Origin of the sequence: Pseudomonas lyxosi (assembly GCF_047758685.1) — a bacterium.
GTDB lineage: Bacteria > Pseudomonadota > Gammaproteobacteria > Pseudomonadales > Pseudomonadaceae > Aquipseudomonas > Aquipseudomonas lyxosi.
The window spans coordinates 1,736,636-1,751,627 of the sequence record NZ_CP180481.1 but is presented as its reverse complement, the minus strand read 5'-3'; the positions used below and the strand labels follow the sequence as shown (position 1 = coordinate 1,751,627).

Annotated in this window: 15 protein-coding genes and 1 pseudogene; 9 read left to right on the top strand and 7 right to left on the bottom strand. The window is 59.5% G+C overall.

Going from position 1 to position 14,992, the window contains the following annotated elements:
- Window positions 1–13: 13 nt before the first annotated feature.
- Window positions 14–469: a YiiD C-terminal domain-containing protein gene (locus ACMXYI_RS08245; protein WP_046052222.1), complete on the top strand. Its 456-nt coding sequence runs from the start codon at window positions 14–16 to the stop codon at window positions 467–469.
- A 100-nt stretch (window positions 470–569) separates the two neighbouring features.
- Here ACMXYI_RS08245 and cysQ read toward each other — a convergent pair whose 3' ends face one another.
- On the bottom strand, window positions 570–1,397 hold the full coding sequence (cysQ, locus tag ACMXYI_RS08240) for a 3'(2'),5'-bisphosphate nucleotidase CysQ (RefSeq protein WP_415772726.1): 828 nt from the start codon (window positions 1,395–1,397) through the stop codon (window positions 570–572).
- A complete protein-coding gene (nudE, locus tag ACMXYI_RS08235) occupies window positions 1,394–1,960 on the bottom strand; it encodes an ADP compounds hydrolase NudE (protein ID WP_415772724.1) in 567 nt (188 codons plus the stop codon). Before nudE ends, cysQ begins: the two co-directional genes overlap by 4 nt.
- Before the next feature lie 233 nt (window positions 1,961–2,193).
- Between nudE and yrfG the strand changes: the two genes are divergently transcribed.
- Window positions 2,194–2,856, top strand: a complete 663-nt coding sequence (yrfG, locus tag ACMXYI_RS08230) for a GMP/IMP nucleotidase (protein WP_415772722.1) — start codon at window positions 2,194–2,196, stop codon at window positions 2,854–2,856.
- Between the two features lie 126 nt (window positions 2,857–2,982).
- On the opposite strand, the gene lysM is transcribed toward yrfG, so the two are convergent.
- Window positions 2,983–3,423, bottom strand: a complete 441-nt coding sequence (gene lysM / locus ACMXYI_RS08225) for a peptidoglycan-binding protein LysM (protein WP_017335932.1) — start codon at window positions 3,421–3,423, stop codon at window positions 2,983–2,985.
- A 136-nt stretch (window positions 3,424–3,559) separates the two neighbouring features.
- Between lysM and ACMXYI_RS08220 the strand changes: the two genes are divergently transcribed.
- The 4 genes from ACMXYI_RS08220 to ACMXYI_RS08205 all read left to right on the top strand — a co-directional run bounded on the left by ACMXYI_RS08220 (window position 3,560) and on the right by ACMXYI_RS08205 (window position 8,495).
- Window positions 3,560–4,447 (top strand): LysR family transcriptional regulator, encoded by an 888-nt coding sequence (locus ACMXYI_RS08220; RefSeq protein ID WP_283189635.1) that lies wholly within the window; start codon window positions 3,560–3,562, stop codon window positions 4,445–4,447.
- A 94-nt stretch (window positions 4,448–4,541) separates the two neighbouring features.
- A complete protein-coding gene (gene fdhD / locus ACMXYI_RS08215) occupies window positions 4,542–5,381 on the top strand; it encodes a formate dehydrogenase accessory sulfurtransferase FdhD (protein WP_415772720.1) in 840 nt (279 codons plus the stop codon).
- Window positions 5,378–7,726 carry an FdhF/YdeP family oxidoreductase gene (locus ACMXYI_RS08210; protein ID WP_415772718.1) on the top strand — a complete coding sequence of 783 codons (2,349 nt, stop codon included), beginning with the start codon at window positions 5,378–5,380 and terminating at the stop codon, window positions 7,724–7,726. Before fdhD ends, ACMXYI_RS08210 begins: the two co-directional genes overlap by 4 nt.
- 280 nt (window positions 7,727–8,006) lie before the next feature.
- Window positions 8,007–8,495: a glycine zipper domain-containing protein gene (locus tag ACMXYI_RS08205; protein ID WP_415772716.1), complete on the top strand. Its 489-nt coding sequence runs from the start codon at window positions 8,007–8,009 to the stop codon at window positions 8,493–8,495.
- Between the two features lie 69 nt (window positions 8,496–8,564).
- Here the strand turns inward: ACMXYI_RS08205 and ACMXYI_RS08200 are convergent, their stop codons facing one another.
- The 4 genes from ACMXYI_RS08200 to ACMXYI_RS08185 form a co-directional block, all read right to left on the bottom strand.
- On the bottom strand, window positions 8,565–8,984 hold the full coding sequence (locus ACMXYI_RS08200; protein WP_415772714.1) for an acyl-CoA thioesterase: 420 nt from the start codon (window positions 8,982–8,984) through the stop codon (window positions 8,565–8,567).
- 30 nt (window positions 8,985–9,014) lie between these two features.
- Window positions 9,015–10,241 (bottom strand): 3-hydroxyacyl-CoA dehydrogenase, encoded by a 1,227-nt coding sequence (locus tag ACMXYI_RS08195; RefSeq protein ID WP_415772712.1) that lies wholly within the window; start codon window positions 10,239–10,241, stop codon window positions 9,015–9,017.
- Between the two features lie 219 nt (window positions 10,242–10,460).
- Window positions 10,461–12,395 carry a RecQ family ATP-dependent DNA helicase gene (locus tag ACMXYI_RS08190; RefSeq protein ID WP_415772710.1) on the bottom strand — a complete coding sequence of 645 codons (1,935 nt, stop codon included), beginning with the start codon at window positions 12,393–12,395 and terminating at the stop codon, window positions 10,461–10,463.
- Window positions 12,396–12,822: 427 nt separating this feature from the next.
- The gene (locus ACMXYI_RS08185) at window positions 12,823–13,326 is read right to left on the bottom strand and encodes a polysaccharide deacetylase (RefSeq protein ID WP_415772709.1); all 504 of its coding nucleotides are present in this window, start codon (window positions 13,324–13,326) and stop codon (window positions 12,823–12,825) included.
- A 310-nt stretch (window positions 13,327–13,636) separates the two neighbouring features.
- Between ACMXYI_RS08185 and ACMXYI_RS08180 the strand changes: the two genes are divergently transcribed.
- The 3 genes and pseudogenes from ACMXYI_RS08180 to ACMXYI_RS08170 all read left to right on the top strand — a co-directional run.
- Window positions 13,637–13,915, top strand: coding sequence for a hypothetical protein (locus ACMXYI_RS08180; RefSeq protein WP_415772708.1), 279 nt, complete (start codon window positions 13,637–13,639; stop codon window positions 13,913–13,915).
- 436 nt (window positions 13,916–14,351) lie between these two features.
- Window positions 14,352–14,648, top strand: a complete 297-nt coding sequence (locus ACMXYI_RS08175) for a hypothetical protein (RefSeq protein ID WP_415772706.1) — start codon at window positions 14,352–14,354, stop codon at window positions 14,646–14,648.
- Window positions 14,649–14,781: 133 nt separating this feature from the next.
- Window positions 14,782–14,937 (top strand): annotated as a pseudogene (locus ACMXYI_RS08170) (YhfG family protein); the annotation flags it as partial.
- Window positions 14,938–14,992: the final 55 nt, after the last annotated feature.

Below are 14,992 nucleotides of genomic sequence, written 5' to 3'. Positions count from 1 at the left end.
AAGAGATCCGTGCATGAGCCGCGACAGCCGTCATCTGGAATCAGTCCTCCATCGCGACATTCCCCTTACACGGGACATGGGCCTCAAAGTGCTCGACTGGCACGACCAGCAACTGCGCCTGCACTTGCCGCTGGAGGCCAACGTCAATCATAAAAGCACCATGTTCGGCGGCAGCCTGTATTGCGGCGCGGTGCTGGCCGGTTGGGGCTGGCTGCATCTGCGTTTGCGTGAAGAAGGGGTTGAAGGCGGGCACATCGTGATTCAGGAAGGACAGATCAGCTATCCGCTGCCGGTGACCATGGACGCGACAGCGATTTGCCATGCGCCGAGTGCGGCGGTGTGGAAGAAGTTTTTGGCGATGTATAAGCGGTATGGACGGGCGCGGTTGACGTTGCATTCGCGGATCGTCAATACGGACAGTAATGACGATGCCGTGAAGTTTACCGGGCAGTACGTACTCCACCGGTGATCGTTCCCACGCTCCGCGTGGGAATGCAGCCCGTGACGCTCCGCGTCACTGGACGCGGAGCGTCCCTAGAGGCGTTACCACGCAGAGCGTGGGAACGATCTTAGCCCCGCGCGAGTTCCAGCAGTTTTTCGCGCCAGGCAGCCTTCGCCGGCAGCGCCAGGAAAAATGCATTCAACAACGACTCCCGCGCCGGATAACAAAACGGCGCACCGCTCAAATCCAGCACTTCACCGCCCGCCCCTTCCAGCACGCCTTGCGCCGCCGCCGTGTCCCACTGCGAAGTCGGCGCCAACCGCGGATAACAATCCGCCGCCCCCTCCGCCAACAAACAAAACTTCAGCGAGCTGCCGATATTGGCCAATTGCAATTCACCCAGACTGTCGCTCAACCCGGCCAGCAGGCGCTCCTGCTCAGGACTTGAATGCCGACGACTGGCAACCACGGTAAACGCTTCACCCTCAGCAGGAACCTCGCGAACCTGAATCGGCAAAGGCGCCGCGTCTTTATCGCCACGCCACGCGCCCAGACCCGCACCACCGACGTAGAAGCGCCCGTTGGTCGGCATCGACACCACGCCAAACACCACACGCCCCTGCTCGATCAGCGCGATGTTGACGGTAAATTCTTCGCTACCGGAAATGAATTCCTTGGTTCCGTCCAGCGGGTCCACCAGCCACCAACGCTGCCACCCGGCGCGCACGCTCTGGGGAATGTTGGCATCTTCTTCGGACAGCACCGGGATGCTCGGGTCCAGCGCCGTCAGCCCGGCCAGGATCACATGGTGAGCGGCCATGTCGGCGACCGTCACCGGAGAATCATCGGATTTTGCAGTTACGGCGACGTTGGCACGCCAAAACGGCAGAATCGCTTCACCGGCTTTCAGCGCCAGCTCAATAACCGGCGCCATCAACGGATGGGGGAAAATCATGGCTGGAACACTCCACGCTGAGTCAGTAGATCACGGGCCAGATACAGTGCTGCCAATGCACGGCCCTCAGTGAATCGCGGGTCCTGGGCCAGGGACGACAACTCACGCAGGTTGATTTTGTCCACGCCCATCGGCTCGGGCTCATCGCCTTCAAGGCTTTCTTCGTACAGATCAGTGGCCAACACCACCTGGATCTTCTGGCTCATGTAACCGGGCGACAACGACAACTCAGTCAGATGCTCCAGTTGCCGCGCGCCGTACCCGGCCTCTTCCTTGAGCTCCCGCTCGGCCGCCGCCAGCACATCCTCGCCCGGCTCGATCAAGCCTTTAGGCAAGGACAGCTCGTATTCATCGGTGCCGCCGCAATACTCTTCAACCAGCACCGCGTGGTCCGCATCCAGCATCGCCACGATCATCACCGCGCCATAACCGGCGCCCTTGCCCACCAGTCGCTCATACGTGCGCTCCACGCCATTGGAAAAGCGCAACTTCAGCTCTTCGACGCAGAACAAACGGCTGGTGGCGACGATCTCGCGGGCGAGGATGGTGGGTTTCTGGCGCATAAGAAGCTCCTTGGCGTGAACGCGTTACTATACAGGCTGATTGAAAGCTGCTGCGCTCGGGATTGCTGCGTCAAAAACAGGCTCGGACGGGTCATTTACAGCTCGTAAACTCCCCGTCCTCGCCTGTTTTTTCCTTGCACTCCCTTCGCTCGCGACGCTTTCAAACCAGCCTTTACCCGGCCTATCCTGATTGTTTACCTCGGATATCCTTTTTACCGCTGGAGAAGTTTTTTATGCCCCTGCTGCCCTGGCACGACATCGACACCGTTCTGCTGGATATGGACGGCACGCTGCTGGACCTGCATTACGACAACCATTTCTGGATGGAGCACCTGCCCCAGCGTTACGCCGAATTGCACGGGGTGAGCCGGGCCATGGCCGAGATGGAATTGCAGCCGTTGTTCGAACGCAACGCCGGCCAGTTGCAGTGGTATTGCCTGGACTTCTGGAGCGCCGAACTCAAACTGCCGGTGCGCGAACTGAAACTGGAAACCGCGCACCTGATCGCCTTGCGACCGGACGCGGACACCTTTCTGGCCGCCATCAAACAGGCCGGCAAACGCGTGGTGCTGATCACCAATGCACACCGCGATTCGCTGTCATTGAAACTGGAAAGAATCGAACTGGCGCCGTACTTCGAGCGATTGATCAGTTCCCACGATTACGGGTTCGCCAAGGAAAACCCGCAGTTCTGGGATGCCTTGCAGGCGGACATCGGTTTCGACCCGGCGCGCAGTCTGTTTATCGACGATACGTTGCCGATCCTGCGCAGCGCGCGGAATTTTGGGGTGGCGCATCTGTTGGCCGTGAGTGAGCCGGACAGCCGTAAAGGTCCGAAGGACACGGCCGAGTTTGCGGCGGTGAGGGATTATCGGGAACTGATCGAAGGGCTTTAGACCTTATCGCCTGCATCGCGGGCAAGCCCGCTCCCACAGGTTTTGCGTCGAATGCACACTACGTGAACGACACAAAACCTGTGGGAGCGTGGCTTGCCCGCGATGGCCATCACACGGTCTTGAGGCTTACTCGGGAATCCGCAACGACTGCCCCGGATAGATCTTGTTCACGTCCTTGAGCATCGGCTTGTTGGCCTCGAAGATCTTTTGATACTTGTTGGCATCACCATACACGCGCAAGGAAATCGCGCTGAGGGTGTCGCCCTTCACAACCGTGACAAATGTCGCAGCCTTCACCACCGGCCCGGTCACGGTGATCTGGTCATCCACACTACCAACACCGGCAATATTGCCCACCGCCAGCAGGATTTTTTCCTTCTCTTCCTGACTGCCGACTTCGCCGGTCACGGTGACTTTGTCGCCATCCACCGTCGCCTGCACATTCGGGTTACCCAGGCCGACCTTGCTGATATGTTCCTTCAACTGCTCGCTGGCATTGGCGTTACCTGGCGTCAGCAGATCGATAAGTTTTTCGCCTGCTTCTTTCACAAAGCTAAAAATACTCATGGTGCGCTCTCCTTGGGTTTTGGGTTCCAGACGCAAAAGCCTAGACCAAGGCTGTCACTTGCGGTTCCAACCCGACCAATGACGCCGCTTCCCCCCAAGCGCTAGAATCCGAACCTTCCCGCGCCCTGGAGCGAAGATGGACATCAAGCAACTGAAATTCCTCATCGCCCTCGACGAAACCCGGCATTTCGGCCAGGCCGCCGCGCGTTGTCACATCACCCAGCCGACCCTGTCCATGCGCTTGCGCAGCCTCGAAGAAGAACTCGAGTTGCCGCTGGTCAATCGCGGGCAGCGCTTCGAAGGTTTCACCGCACCGGGTGAACGGGTGCTGGCGTGGGCGCGCACCGTGCTGGCGGCCTACGACGGCTTGCAAGCCGAGGCGGCTGCCTGTCGCGGCAATCTGGTCGGTACGTTGCGTCTGGGCGTAGTGCCGCTGTCGAGCTTCGATCCGCTGCCGCTGATGCAACGGCTGCACGCCGAACACCCGAACCTGCGCTTCGAGCTCTCAGCCCTGAGTTCTGAACAAATCCTCGAACAACTGGCAAACAATCGCCTGGACCTCGGCGTTTCGTACCTGGAGCGACTGGACGGCGAACGCTTCGATTCCCTGGCGTTCAGCGAAACCCGCATGGGCCTGCTCTACGATCAGCGCTTCTTCAGTTTCGGCGAGGCGCCGCTGAGTTGGGAGTCCTTGATCGAACTGCCGCTGGGCATGCTCACCAGCGGCATGCATTTTCGGCAGTCCATCGACCACAACTTCCACAGTCGCGGCCTCACCCCGCAGCCGTTGCTGCAAACCGATGCCGTCCACCAATTGTTACAAGCGGTGCACGGCGGATTCTGCTGCGCCGTGATGCCGCTGGACGGAGGCCTGGAAAAACTCACCGATCATTTGCGCCTGCAACCCATCGAAAACGCTCAAACCCTTGCCCGGCTAGGGCTGATCATGCGTCGCAGCGCCCCGCGTTCGGCGCTCGCGGAAGCCTGTTTCGCGATTCTTCAGCAATCGCTACCAAGCTCTTGATCGACGCCATCTATCGGTAGATCAGTATTAGCGATTAGACGCGACAAGTTGACGCGCCTAGGCTTAAAGCAGCCTAAACCGTCGGTGATGCCTCATGAACGCCAAGCACCCTGTCTGCGCGGCGCCAGCCCTTGAAACGCCAGCGCCCGCCGCAAGCCAGACGTACAGTTACTGCGACCTTCAAGACACCGAATCAGCCAGCACCGCGCTGGCCGAGGAAGTCGCGTTGGCGATCGCTTATAACGGCATCAGTCAGGCGGTCATGTTGGTGACGCCGACGGACCTTGAAGACTTCATCGTCGGCTTCAGCCTCGGCAGCGGCATCATCGAAGACGCTTCAGACATTTATGACCTGCAACTCAGCGGCTCGGGATCAGCGCAATACGCACAAGTGACCATCGCCAACCGCGCCTTCTGGAACCTCAAGCAACAACGTCGGCAAATGGCTGGCACCAGCGGTTGCGGACTCTGCGGTGTGGAAGCGGTGGAGCAGGCATTGCCAGACCTCAAGATCCTGCCCGGCGCACCCTTGCCGCCCGCCGAATGGCTCGATGGTTTGCGTCAGCGCATCGGTGCGTTCCAGCCTCTTGGCCAGTACTCCGGCGCGGTGCACGCGGCCGTGTTTATGAACAATCAGGGTCAATTGCTGATGGGCCGCGAAGACATCGGCCGACACAACGCACTCGACAAGCTGATTGGCGGGCTGATTCGCCAGAAGATCCCGACCACCGGCGGGCTGGCGATCGTCACCAGCCGTTGCAGTCTCGAATTGATCCAGAAAGTGCTGCGCGCAGGTATCCAGACCCTGGTCAGCCTGTCGTCGCCCACGGGCCTTGCCGTGCAATGGGCCCGACGCCACAACCTCAATCTCATCCACCTGCCGCAGAAAAGTGCGCCGCGGGTCTACAGCCCTGCGACGGAGAACCAAGCGTGAGTCAACATCGTCAAGCCGACCAGAAACCCGTTCCGCGTTATAAGCCCTACAAAGGCCCGGCCGGTGGCTGGGGCGCGCTGGCCAGCGTTGCCCGTGCCTGGTTGACCAGCGACAACGCGCTGAAAAACCTGCGCATGATGCTCAAGACCAACAAGAACGGCGGGTTCGACTGCCCCGGTTGCGCCTGGGGCGACTCCAACGAAGCCGGCATGGTGGCGTTCTGCGAGAACGGCGCCAAAGCAGTGAACTGGGAAGCGACCAAACGCCGTGTCGACGGTGCGTTCTTTGCCAAGCACAGCGTCAGTTCGTTGCTGAAACAAAGTGACTATTGGCTGGAATATCAGGGTCGTCTGACCGAGCCATTAAGCTATGACGCCGAAACCGATCGCTACAAGCCGATCAGTTGGGAAGCTGCGTTCTCCTTGATCGCCAAACATTTGCAAGGCCTGTCGAGCCCGGATCAGGCCGAGTTCTACACCTCGGGTCGCGCCAGCAACGAAGCGGCGTACCTGTATCAATTGTTCGTGCGTGCCTACGGCACCAATAACTTCCCCGATTGCTCGAACATGTGCCACGAGGCCAGCGGTGTGGCCATGTCGCAAAGTGTCGGCGTCGGCAAAGGCACCGTCACCTTCGACGACTTCGAACACGCCGACGCGATTTTTGTCTGGGGTCAGAACCCTGGCACCAACCACCCACGGATGCTCGAACCGTTGCGCGAAGCGGTGAAACGCGGCGCTCAGGTGGTATGCATCAACCCTTTGAAGGAGCGCGGCCTGGAACGCTTCCAGCACCCGCAACACCCGATCGAAATGCTCACCAACGGCGACAAGCCGACCAACACCGCGTATTTCCGTCCGGCATTGGGCGGCGACATGGCGATCATGCGCGGCATGGCCAAGTTCCTGCTGCAGTGGGAGCGTGACGCACAGAAGGCGGGTGAGCCTGCCGTATTCGACCACGACTTCCTCAATGAGCACAGTGTCAACGTGCTGGAATACCTGGGCATCGTCGACGACACCTCGTGGGAGCAGATCGTCGAACAATCCGGACTGACGCTGGTTGAAATCGAGCAAGCGGCGCGGATGTACGCCAAAGGCAAGAACGTGATCATGTGCTGGGCGATGGGCATCACACAGCATCGCCATTCGGTGGCGACCATCCAGGAAATCGCCAACCTGATGTTGCTGCGCGGCAACATCGGCCGACCCGGCGCCGGTCTGTGCCCGGTGCGCGGCCACAGTAACGTGCAGGGCGACCGGACCATGGGCATCAACGAGCGTCCGCCGGTGGCGTTCCTCGACTCCCTGGAGCGTCGCTTCAAGTTCAAGGTGCCGCGTGAAAACGGTCACAACGTGGTCGAGGCAATCCATGCCATGGCCGACGGCCGCGCGAAAGTCTTTATCGGTCTGGGTGGTAACTTCGCCCAAGCCACCCCGGACAGCTCACGGACCTTCCAGGCCCTGAGCAACTGCGACCTGACCGTGCAAATCAGCACCAAGCTCAACCGCAGCCATTTGGCGCACGGTAAAGACGCGTTGATCCTGCCGTGCCTGGGCCGCACCGACATCGACATCCAGACCGAAGGCCCGCAAGCGGTGACCGTCGAAGACTCGTTCAGCATGGTTCACGCCTCCAACGGCCAGTTGCAGCCGCTGTCGAATCAGATGCGCTCTGAGCCGTCGATCATTGCCGGCATCGCCGCCGCGACCCTGGGCAGCAAACCGGTGGACTGGAACTGGTTGGTGGCCGATTACCGGCGCATCCGCGACCTGATCGCCGACACCATTGCGGGTTTCAAGGACTTCAACGAGAAGATCCAGAACCCGGGCGGGTTCTACCTCGGCAACAGCGCCGGTGCTCGCCGCTGGAATACCGCGTCGGGGCGCGCCAATTTCCGTCCGAACGTCCTGCCTAAAGATCTGGTGCACGAACGCACTCGCGCCACCGGCGTATTGCCGGACCTGATCATGCAGTCGATGCGCTCTCACGATCAGTACAACACCACAATTTATGGGCTTGATGACCGCTATCGCGGCGTGAAAGGTCAGCGTGATGTGTTGTTCGTCAATGAAGCCGACATCATTCGCTTGGGGTTCAAACCAGGGCAGAAGGCTGACATCGTTTCGATCTGGGATGATGGCCGTGAGCGTCGGGTGAAGGGCTTTACGCTGCTGGCGTTTGATATCCCTGCCGGGCAAGCGGCGGCTTACTACCCGGAAGTGAATCCGCTGGTGCCGCTGGAAAGCATCGGGGATGGCAGCCATACGCCGACATCGAAGTTTGTGGCGATACGGGTGGAAGCGGCGAGTGAAACCGGGTTGATTTTGGCAAAGTCTGCTTAACGCGGCGACAATACTGGCCCCATCGCGAGCTTGCTCGCGATAGCGGTGGAACATTCAACAAATTTCCGAATTGACTACTTTTCCTTTCGCACAAAAAAGGCCGTTTTGCATGAAAACGGCCTATCCGAAGTAGCTAAAGACCGGCGAAAAACACTTAAGTTCCAGCTAAAAAACAGTAACTTATAGAAATGTGCTCAAGTCGTGTTACTCGTCGGATTTCGATTGTCACGACCCATGACACAGCCTCAGGATCGCGCCGTCATCCCCTTGAGGTTCCTCTATGAAGTTCTCCTCGATTCTCTTGTTGTCCCTTGGCCTGGTCAGTGGCTTCGCTTCTGCCGGCGGCACCACCGAAGCAGGTGTGGGCGGCGCATTGGGCGGGGTTCTGGGCTCGGTCGTCGGTCAGTCACTAGGCGGCAGTACAGGTTCCACCATTGGCGCGGCCCTGGGCGGCGCGGGTGGTAGTGCTGTTGGCGCAGACAAACGCAGCCGTGGCGAAGCAGCCATTGGCGGTGCGTTGGGCGCAGCAGGCGGTAACGTGGTCGGTCGCAGCATGGGCGGCACCACCGGCAGCCTGATCGGCTCCGCAGCAGGCGGCGGCGCCGGCGGCGCGTTGGGTAACTACATGGGCAACAAGAGCGATGACGATGATGATGATCGTCGTTCCTATCGTGGTGGCCATGATGATCGTCGCTACTACCGTGGAGGCCGTCATGATCGCGGCCACCATTACGGGCATCGCAAGCACAAACATCGCTATCGCGACTGAGGTTGAATCACCTCGTTTACCGGTAGATCAAAAAAATCGCAGCCCAAGGGCTGCGATTTTTTTTGCCCGTCAAACCACCAGCCGCTGCAGCGCCCCGCGCACCCCGGCAGGAATCGCCACCGGCTGATTAGAGGCCCGATCCACAAACACATGCACAAAGCTCCCTGCCGCGCAGGCTTCGTCCTCCCCGGCCTTGAACACCGCCAGCTCGTATTGCACCGAACTGTTGCCCAACTTGCCCACCCGCAAACCGATTTCTATCCGGTCAGGGAAGGCAATGGAAGCGAAGTAATCGCAGGCCGAACTCACCACAAAGCCAACTACTTCGCCGTCATGGATATCCAGACCGCCGACTTCGATCAGGTAGGTGTTCACTGCCGTGTCGAAGAAGCTGTAGTAGGTGACGTTGTTGACGTGACCATAGGCGTCGTTGTCGTGCCAGCGGGTGGTGATGGGTTGGAAGTGCGGGTAGTCGGTGCGTTGATTCATGGGAGCTTCCCGTTTCGAAAGCCGTAGAGTCTACCGATCCGCAAACCCTTTACCCACCGCCGCCAGCTCCCCAATCAATCGAGCCGGTTTCCACTGATCACCCTGCTTGGTTTCCAGCTGCAACAATCTCAGATGAATATCCGCCAATCCCTGTTGATCCGCCCAAGCCATCGGCCCACCCTTGTCCGCCGGGAAGCCATAACCGTTGAGGTACACCAGATCGATGTCGTGCGCCGATTCGGCAATCCCTTCCTGAAGAATCTTCGCTCCCTCGTTGACCAGTGCCAGCAAGCAGCGCTCAAGTATCTCCTCAGGCCCGATCTCGCGACGCTGGAAGCCCAACCCTTCGCTAACCTTCAGCACCAGCGCATCGACTTCAACATCGTGCTCAGCCTGGCGACTGCCCGGCTCATAGTGGTAATAGCCATTGCCACTCTTCTGGCCGAAACGACCCAATTCGCACAGACGATTGTCCACCTGAACCTCAGGCGCATCCTGCCCTTTACCGGCCAACTGCCGAGCGCGCCACTCCAGATCGATGCCGACCACGTCGTACATGCGGAACGGCCCCATGGCGAAGCCAAAACCTTGCAGTGCCGCATCGACCTGATAGGGATAAGCGCCTTCGAGCAGCATCTTGCGCGCTTCGAGCGCATACGGATGCAGCATTCGGTTGCCGATGAAACCGTGGCAGTTGCCCGACACCACACTGACTTTGTCCATGCGCTTGCCCAGTGCCAGGGCGGCCTCAAGCGCCGCCGGGGAAGTCTGCGCACCGCGAACGATTTCCAGCAGCCTCATGATGTGCGCCGGGCTGAAGAAGTGCAGGCCCAGGACCTGTTGCGGACGGCGAGTAGCCGCGGCGATGGCATCAATATCCAGCGCCGAGGTATTGCTGGCCAAGATCGCTTCAGGTTTGAGCAGATCGTCCAGTTCACGGAAGATTTTCTGCTTGAGTTCGAGGTTTTCGTACACCGCTTCGATGACCAGATCGACATCGCGGATTGCCGCGTAGTCAGCAGCCGCCATTACCCGCGCAATGCGAGCGTCCGCCTCGGCCTGATCGATCCGTCCCTGACGCACGTTGTGGGCGTAGGTGTCCGCCACGGTAGCCAGCGCCTGCTCAAGCATCTGTGGATTGTTATCGACCCACTGCACCGGGACGCCGGCGTTGGCCAGACACATGACAATGCCACGGCCCATGGTGCCTGCGCCAATGACGGCGGCGCGCTGAATATTGAACGTTGTCTGGCTCATAGTTGTTCTCTTGTTGGCGATCCAAAGACAGCCTTCACCATAGTCAGCCAACGCGCATTTTTGAAATTTATTCCTGTGATGAGCAACATTCAGCGGATGGATGCGCCCCTCAACTGATCGTTCCCACGCTCTGCGTGGGAATGCAGCCCGGGACGCTCCGCGTCCCATTGGAACGCAGAGCGTCCCTTGAGGCGTTCCCACGCGGAGCGTGGGAACGATCTAACTAAGCAAATGCGCCTCGGCCCACGTCCGGACTTCGGCATACGGATAATCCTCCAGTGCCGCAAACCCGGGAATCGACCGTGCCTTGAGCTTGGTGAACAGCGGCACGCCGATACCGCATAAAAACCGCGTCACGCGTTCCGCCGACGGAACGTTGCCGGTGTGCTGCTCATGCCTGTGGATAAAATCACCGCACAACGCCTCGAAGTTTTTATCCACAAGCGCCGGTAATTCCGGTGGCGTCGGCAATCGCGCCACATCCCCGTGACACACCGAACAATGCCCGCACTGCTGCGGCGCATTTTCATCGCCGAAGTACTCGGCCAGGCGATAACCCAGGCAATGGTCCGTCGCGAACAGATCCAGCATGGCGTGAATCCGCGTGATCTCGGTGCGCTCGTGCCGGGTGAAGTAGGCGTGTAGCTCGGCGCTCAGGACCTGGCTGTTGAAGTCCGTTTGCAGCAGACTGTAGACCTCGGTCATTTGCTTGCTTTCGAGCTCGACCCAGCCCTTTTCCTGGAAATAATCCAACGCCTTCACCACGCGATTACGCTCGGCCTGATGCTGCTCATACAGCGCGTCGAAATTCACCGTGGCCCAGGTCCGTGCACGACTGGAGGTCTGGATGATCGCCGCAACGAAGTCCTTGCGCTCACCCTCGAAACGGGCCAGCAAGGCCTCGGGTTCCTGCAAGTATTTGAAGCGGTATTCGGCGTAATAGGCGTAACGCGGCGCAATGATTCCGCGCAGTTCCAACTGCACCAGCAAGGTCTTGAGCGGCAATTGGCGGATGTTGCTTTGGTCCGCCAGTGGCCCCAACAGAAACTCCCACTGCCCCTCGGGCGCGGCGGCTTGCAACTCGTCGAGCACATAACGGATGCCATCCAGCTCTGGCGTGTCGCCGTAGACGAAGTTTTCCAGCACGTTGAGGCTGTCGCGGTTGGCCAATACCAGGCAGTCGGACGGCTGCCCGTCACGCCCGGCGCGGCCGATTTCCTGGCTGTAGTTTTCGATGGATTTGGGCAGGTCGAAATGCACCACATTGCGGATGTCGCTTTTGTCGATGCCCATGCCGAACGCGATGGTGGCAACGATGCAATTGGATTGCCCGCCCATGAACCGGCGCTGGATGGCTTCGCGTTGTTCGTGGGGCAGACCGGCGTGATAGGCCTCGGCCTGAATGCCGTTGCGGACCAGATGTTCGGCAATGTGCTCGGCGGTTTTCTGCAGGGTGACGTAGACAATGCTCGGCTGGTCGGGACGCTGGCTCATCCATTCGACAAGGCGTCGGCGTTTGTCCTGCCCGCGCACCGGCTCGACCAACAGATTGAGGTTCGGCCGATAGAAACCGGTGGTCACCACATCGTCGGGGGCGATGGCGAACTTGGCCTCCATGTCAGCGATCACCTTGGGTGTCGCGGTGGCGGTCAGCAGCAGCGCCTGCGGGATGTTGAACTGGCGCTGATAGTCGGGAAGCTTGAGGTAGTCAGGACGGAAGTTGTGGCCCCACTCCGAGATGCAGTGCGCCTCGTCCACCACCAGCAACGAGATCGGCACCTGCTGCAAGAAATTGCGGAAGCGCTCGTTCTTCAGGCGTTCCACGGAGATCATCAAAATCTTCAGTTCGCCAGACTTGGCCCGAGCCATCACATCGCTGGCGTCATCGCGGCTCTGGGCCGAATCGATACTGCCCGCCGCAATGCCGTGGCGCTGCAGGAACGCCAGTTGATCCTGCATCAACGCCAGCAGCGGCGAGACCACCAGCGTCAGGTGCGGCAGCAGCAAGGCTGGCAATTGATAACAAAGGGACTTGCCCGAACCGGTGGGGAAAATCGCCGCCGCCGAACGCCCGGCCAACACCGCGCTGACCGCCGCTTCCTGGCCTGGCCGAAACTGTGGATAACCGAAAACCTGTTCCAGGGTGTTGTGCATAAGCTGTCACTCCGTTGACCGCTGCGAAGCCCAAAGCCTAGCCGGCAACCGCAGCGAGTCGAGAAAAGGTCGGGGACCAAAACGATACGGGATGATACAGCCTCGACCCAAGGTCCTTTGCCACAGGATGAAACAAACGAAACACTTTGTTCCTCGCGGAGCCGCTCAATCTGACGCTAAGGTCTCCTCGCACAACCACCGTCCGCGCACTTCACATCACGGCAGGACGCCTGATGAGCGCGGCACTGAACAAGGAACGACCATGCCTCACAAACTGTTTTATGCAATCGCCCTGATCCTGACATCCTCGCTGCTGAGTGGCTGCGATGGGCTTCCCGGAGTGCCACCGTTGCTCGCTACATGCGACTCCCTGGAGTGTTCAGCCCAACAGGCTTGGCGAACATCCTGACGACCGCGGGGTAGATGGCTACGGCGCCATCACGGCCACCCGCAGCTGCTCGTTCAACGCCTGCTCCTGAAACACCCGGCTCTTGCTCGCCCACACAGCATGAGCCGGACTGATTTCGCCAGTGAACGCCGCCGCCAACTGACGCAAATCAGCGACGCTGCGCACGCGAGGGCAGAAGGGTTCGCCGTCGCAGTTCTGGCTGGCACTGCGGTAGGTGATCAGTAGTCGGTCCCACAGCCCGTCACGCACCTGCCTGACCGACTTGAACTTCACATCCTGCACGCCTAGCCGTTGTTTCAGGCTCTGTTCGTCCAGCGCTTCGCTGGCCAGCAATGCCTTGCCGAACATCAGCACTTCAGCACGGAAAGCGGTGTCCATGTTTGCCTGGCTAGTCAGCGCATCCGGCCAACCGGTGCGTTCCATATTGGCCTGAACCATCGAATTACCGGCGTCCGCAGCATCTGCTGCGCGACAAATCCCGGCCCACAGCAACAAAATCGAGGCCATACGTAGCCATTGCATACTTAATTCCCTTTAAGCGTTGGACGGACGTATCGAAACGTCCTACTGATTCTGGCGCGCACCATACAGAGGTTTGATGCGTTGCGCCTGACAAACCCGTAGGAAATTTGCCGCCTAAGGGTTTAGGCGTAAAAAACCTCGGGAAACGTGTAGGTTCGGTCCGAAAAGACAGGTAAACCCCCTACAAAACCTGTCCATCGAAGCTGTATTGCCGCTCGGCGCCGTGCCCTTCTATAGTCTGCGGCGCGGCTGAAAACAGTGTCTCGGCCTGCCGGGAGCCACCTCCCGATTTCGCACAGGACGAACCTCGATGTTTACAGAACGCTATCGCCCGCTCAAATCCCGCTACAGCGACACCCCCGTGCTGGTCATCGATACGGAAGCCGACCCTCACGAAATCCTCGACGCCGCCCGCCAACGCATCCGCGCCGCCAGCGAGTTGCTCGAAACGCTGTATTGCCTGTGCTTCAAACAGGCGGATGCGAGCGATATTCCCAACATCGTCAATGCGCTGTACCTGCTGACTCAGGATGGTAATGAACTGCTCGATATCGCCCGGCAACGGCTGCCGAGAACTACAGCTGTTTAATGCCCGAACGAAAATCCTTGTGGGAGCCGGGCTTGCCCGCGATGAACGATAACGCGGTGCACCTGACAGCAATCAAACGAGAGAGTTTTCGGCTGGGGATAAGTCCGTAGGCAACGCCCTATCAAAGCTTCATCCCGGTCCTACAACCGAAGGCACCTTGTCGCCTATCGCCGGCCAGCGACTTGTTTCTATAGTCCTGACTGTCGCTGCCAAATCAGCGACTCGGGCTTGGTCACCCGAATGGCTCATATCTACGCGTCCGTTGTATGCTGCCGGCACTTCAAGTGCCTGCACGCTATATGGCGGCTGTGTTTGGGACGCCCTCGGGCGTGCCGGGATGAGAGCCTCATCGGTTGACCAACCCGAACACAGTCCGCCTCCCATCGCTTGGTCACGATGGTGGCGGTTACTTCTGATGCATTTGAGGCTAAAACCAATGAATAAGTTGAACCCATTCACCGATCGCTACCGCCCCCTCCAAACCAACCTCACCGATTCCCCGCCCCTGATCATCGACACAGAGGCCAATCCGCAAGACATCCTCGAAGCCGCCCTCCAGCGCATCCGAGCCTCCGGCGACCTACTCAAAACCCTACATTGCCAATGCTTCAAAAACGGTGACGTGGAAGACATCCCGCATATCACCCACGCCATCTACCTGTTGACTCAGGACGGCTGCGACCTACTGAAAGTCGCCCAACAACGCATGATGGGCTGGAAAGCACCAACCTGACGCCGAGCGAAGATCGTTCCCACGCTCTGCGTGGGAATGCCTCAAGGGACGCTCCGCGTTCCAGCTCTCGATAGGGACGCGGAGCGTCTCGGGCTACATTCCTTTGCTGCGCGTGGGAACGATCAATATCGTGATGAGTGAATTACCCTTTAAACAAAAACAAGCGCACTACGAAAAAGTCCGCCGCTCAAACTACTTGGCGAGCCTGCGCCTCGCAGGATTCGACACATCACCAGCAGACCTCTACAAACCACTTCCTACGCGAGAAGAAGCGCTCGCCAAATATCGACGAGACAAGCCGCCACCATTTGATCCTGCCCTTCCCCCCAAACCTAACGACCAAT

What these genes read in the sequence shown, in the direction of transcription:
- yrfG (WP_415772722.1), top strand. Translation starts at nt 2,194, where the DNA reads ATGCCCCTGCTGCCCTGGCACGACATCGACACCGTTCTGCTGGATATG.
- ACMXYI_RS08190 (WP_415772710.1), bottom strand. Translation starts at nt 12,395, where the DNA reads ATGCACAACACCCTGGAACAGGTTTTCGGTTATCCACAGTTTCGGCCA.
- ACMXYI_RS08245 (WP_046052222.1), top strand. Translation starts at nt 14, where the DNA reads ATGAGCCGCGACAGCCGTCATCTGGAATCAGTCCTCCATCGCGACATT.
- ACMXYI_RS08205 (WP_415772716.1), top strand. Translation starts at nt 8,007, where the DNA reads ATGAAGTTCTCCTCGATTCTCTTGTTGTCCCTTGGCCTGGTCAGTGGC.
- ACMXYI_RS08175 (WP_415772706.1), top strand. Translation starts at nt 14,352, where the DNA reads ATGAATAAGTTGAACCCATTCACCGATCGCTACCGCCCCCTCCAAACC.
- cysQ (WP_415772726.1), bottom strand. Translation starts at nt 1,397, where the DNA reads ATGATTTTCCCCCATCCGTTGATGGCGCCGGTTATTGAGCTGGCGCTG.
- fdhD (WP_415772720.1), top strand. Translation starts at nt 4,542, where the DNA reads ATGAACGCCAAGCACCCTGTCTGCGCGGCGCCAGCCCTTGAAACGCCA.
- lysM (WP_017335932.1), bottom strand. Translation starts at nt 3,423, where the DNA reads ATGAGTATTTTTAGCTTTGTGAAAGAAGCAGGCGAAAAACTTATCGAT.
- ACMXYI_RS08195 (WP_415772712.1), bottom strand. Translation starts at nt 10,241, where the DNA reads ATGAGCCAGACAACGTTCAATATTCAGCGCGCCGCCGTCATTGGCGCA.
- ACMXYI_RS08185 (WP_415772709.1), bottom strand. Translation starts at nt 13,326, where the DNA reads ATGCAATGGCTACGTATGGCCTCGATTTTGTTGCTGTGGGCCGGGATT.
- nudE (WP_415772724.1), bottom strand. Translation starts at nt 1,960, where the DNA reads ATGCGCCAGAAACCCACCATCCTCGCCCGCGAGATCGTCGCCACCAGC.
- ACMXYI_RS08200 (WP_415772714.1), bottom strand. Translation starts at nt 8,984, where the DNA reads ATGAATCAACGCACCGACTACCCGCACTTCCAACCCATCACCACCCGC.
- ACMXYI_RS08220 (WP_283189635.1), top strand. Translation starts at nt 3,560, where the DNA reads ATGGACATCAAGCAACTGAAATTCCTCATCGCCCTCGACGAAACCCGG.
- ACMXYI_RS08180 (WP_415772708.1), top strand. Translation starts at nt 13,637, where the DNA reads ATGTTTACAGAACGCTATCGCCCGCTCAAATCCCGCTACAGCGACACC.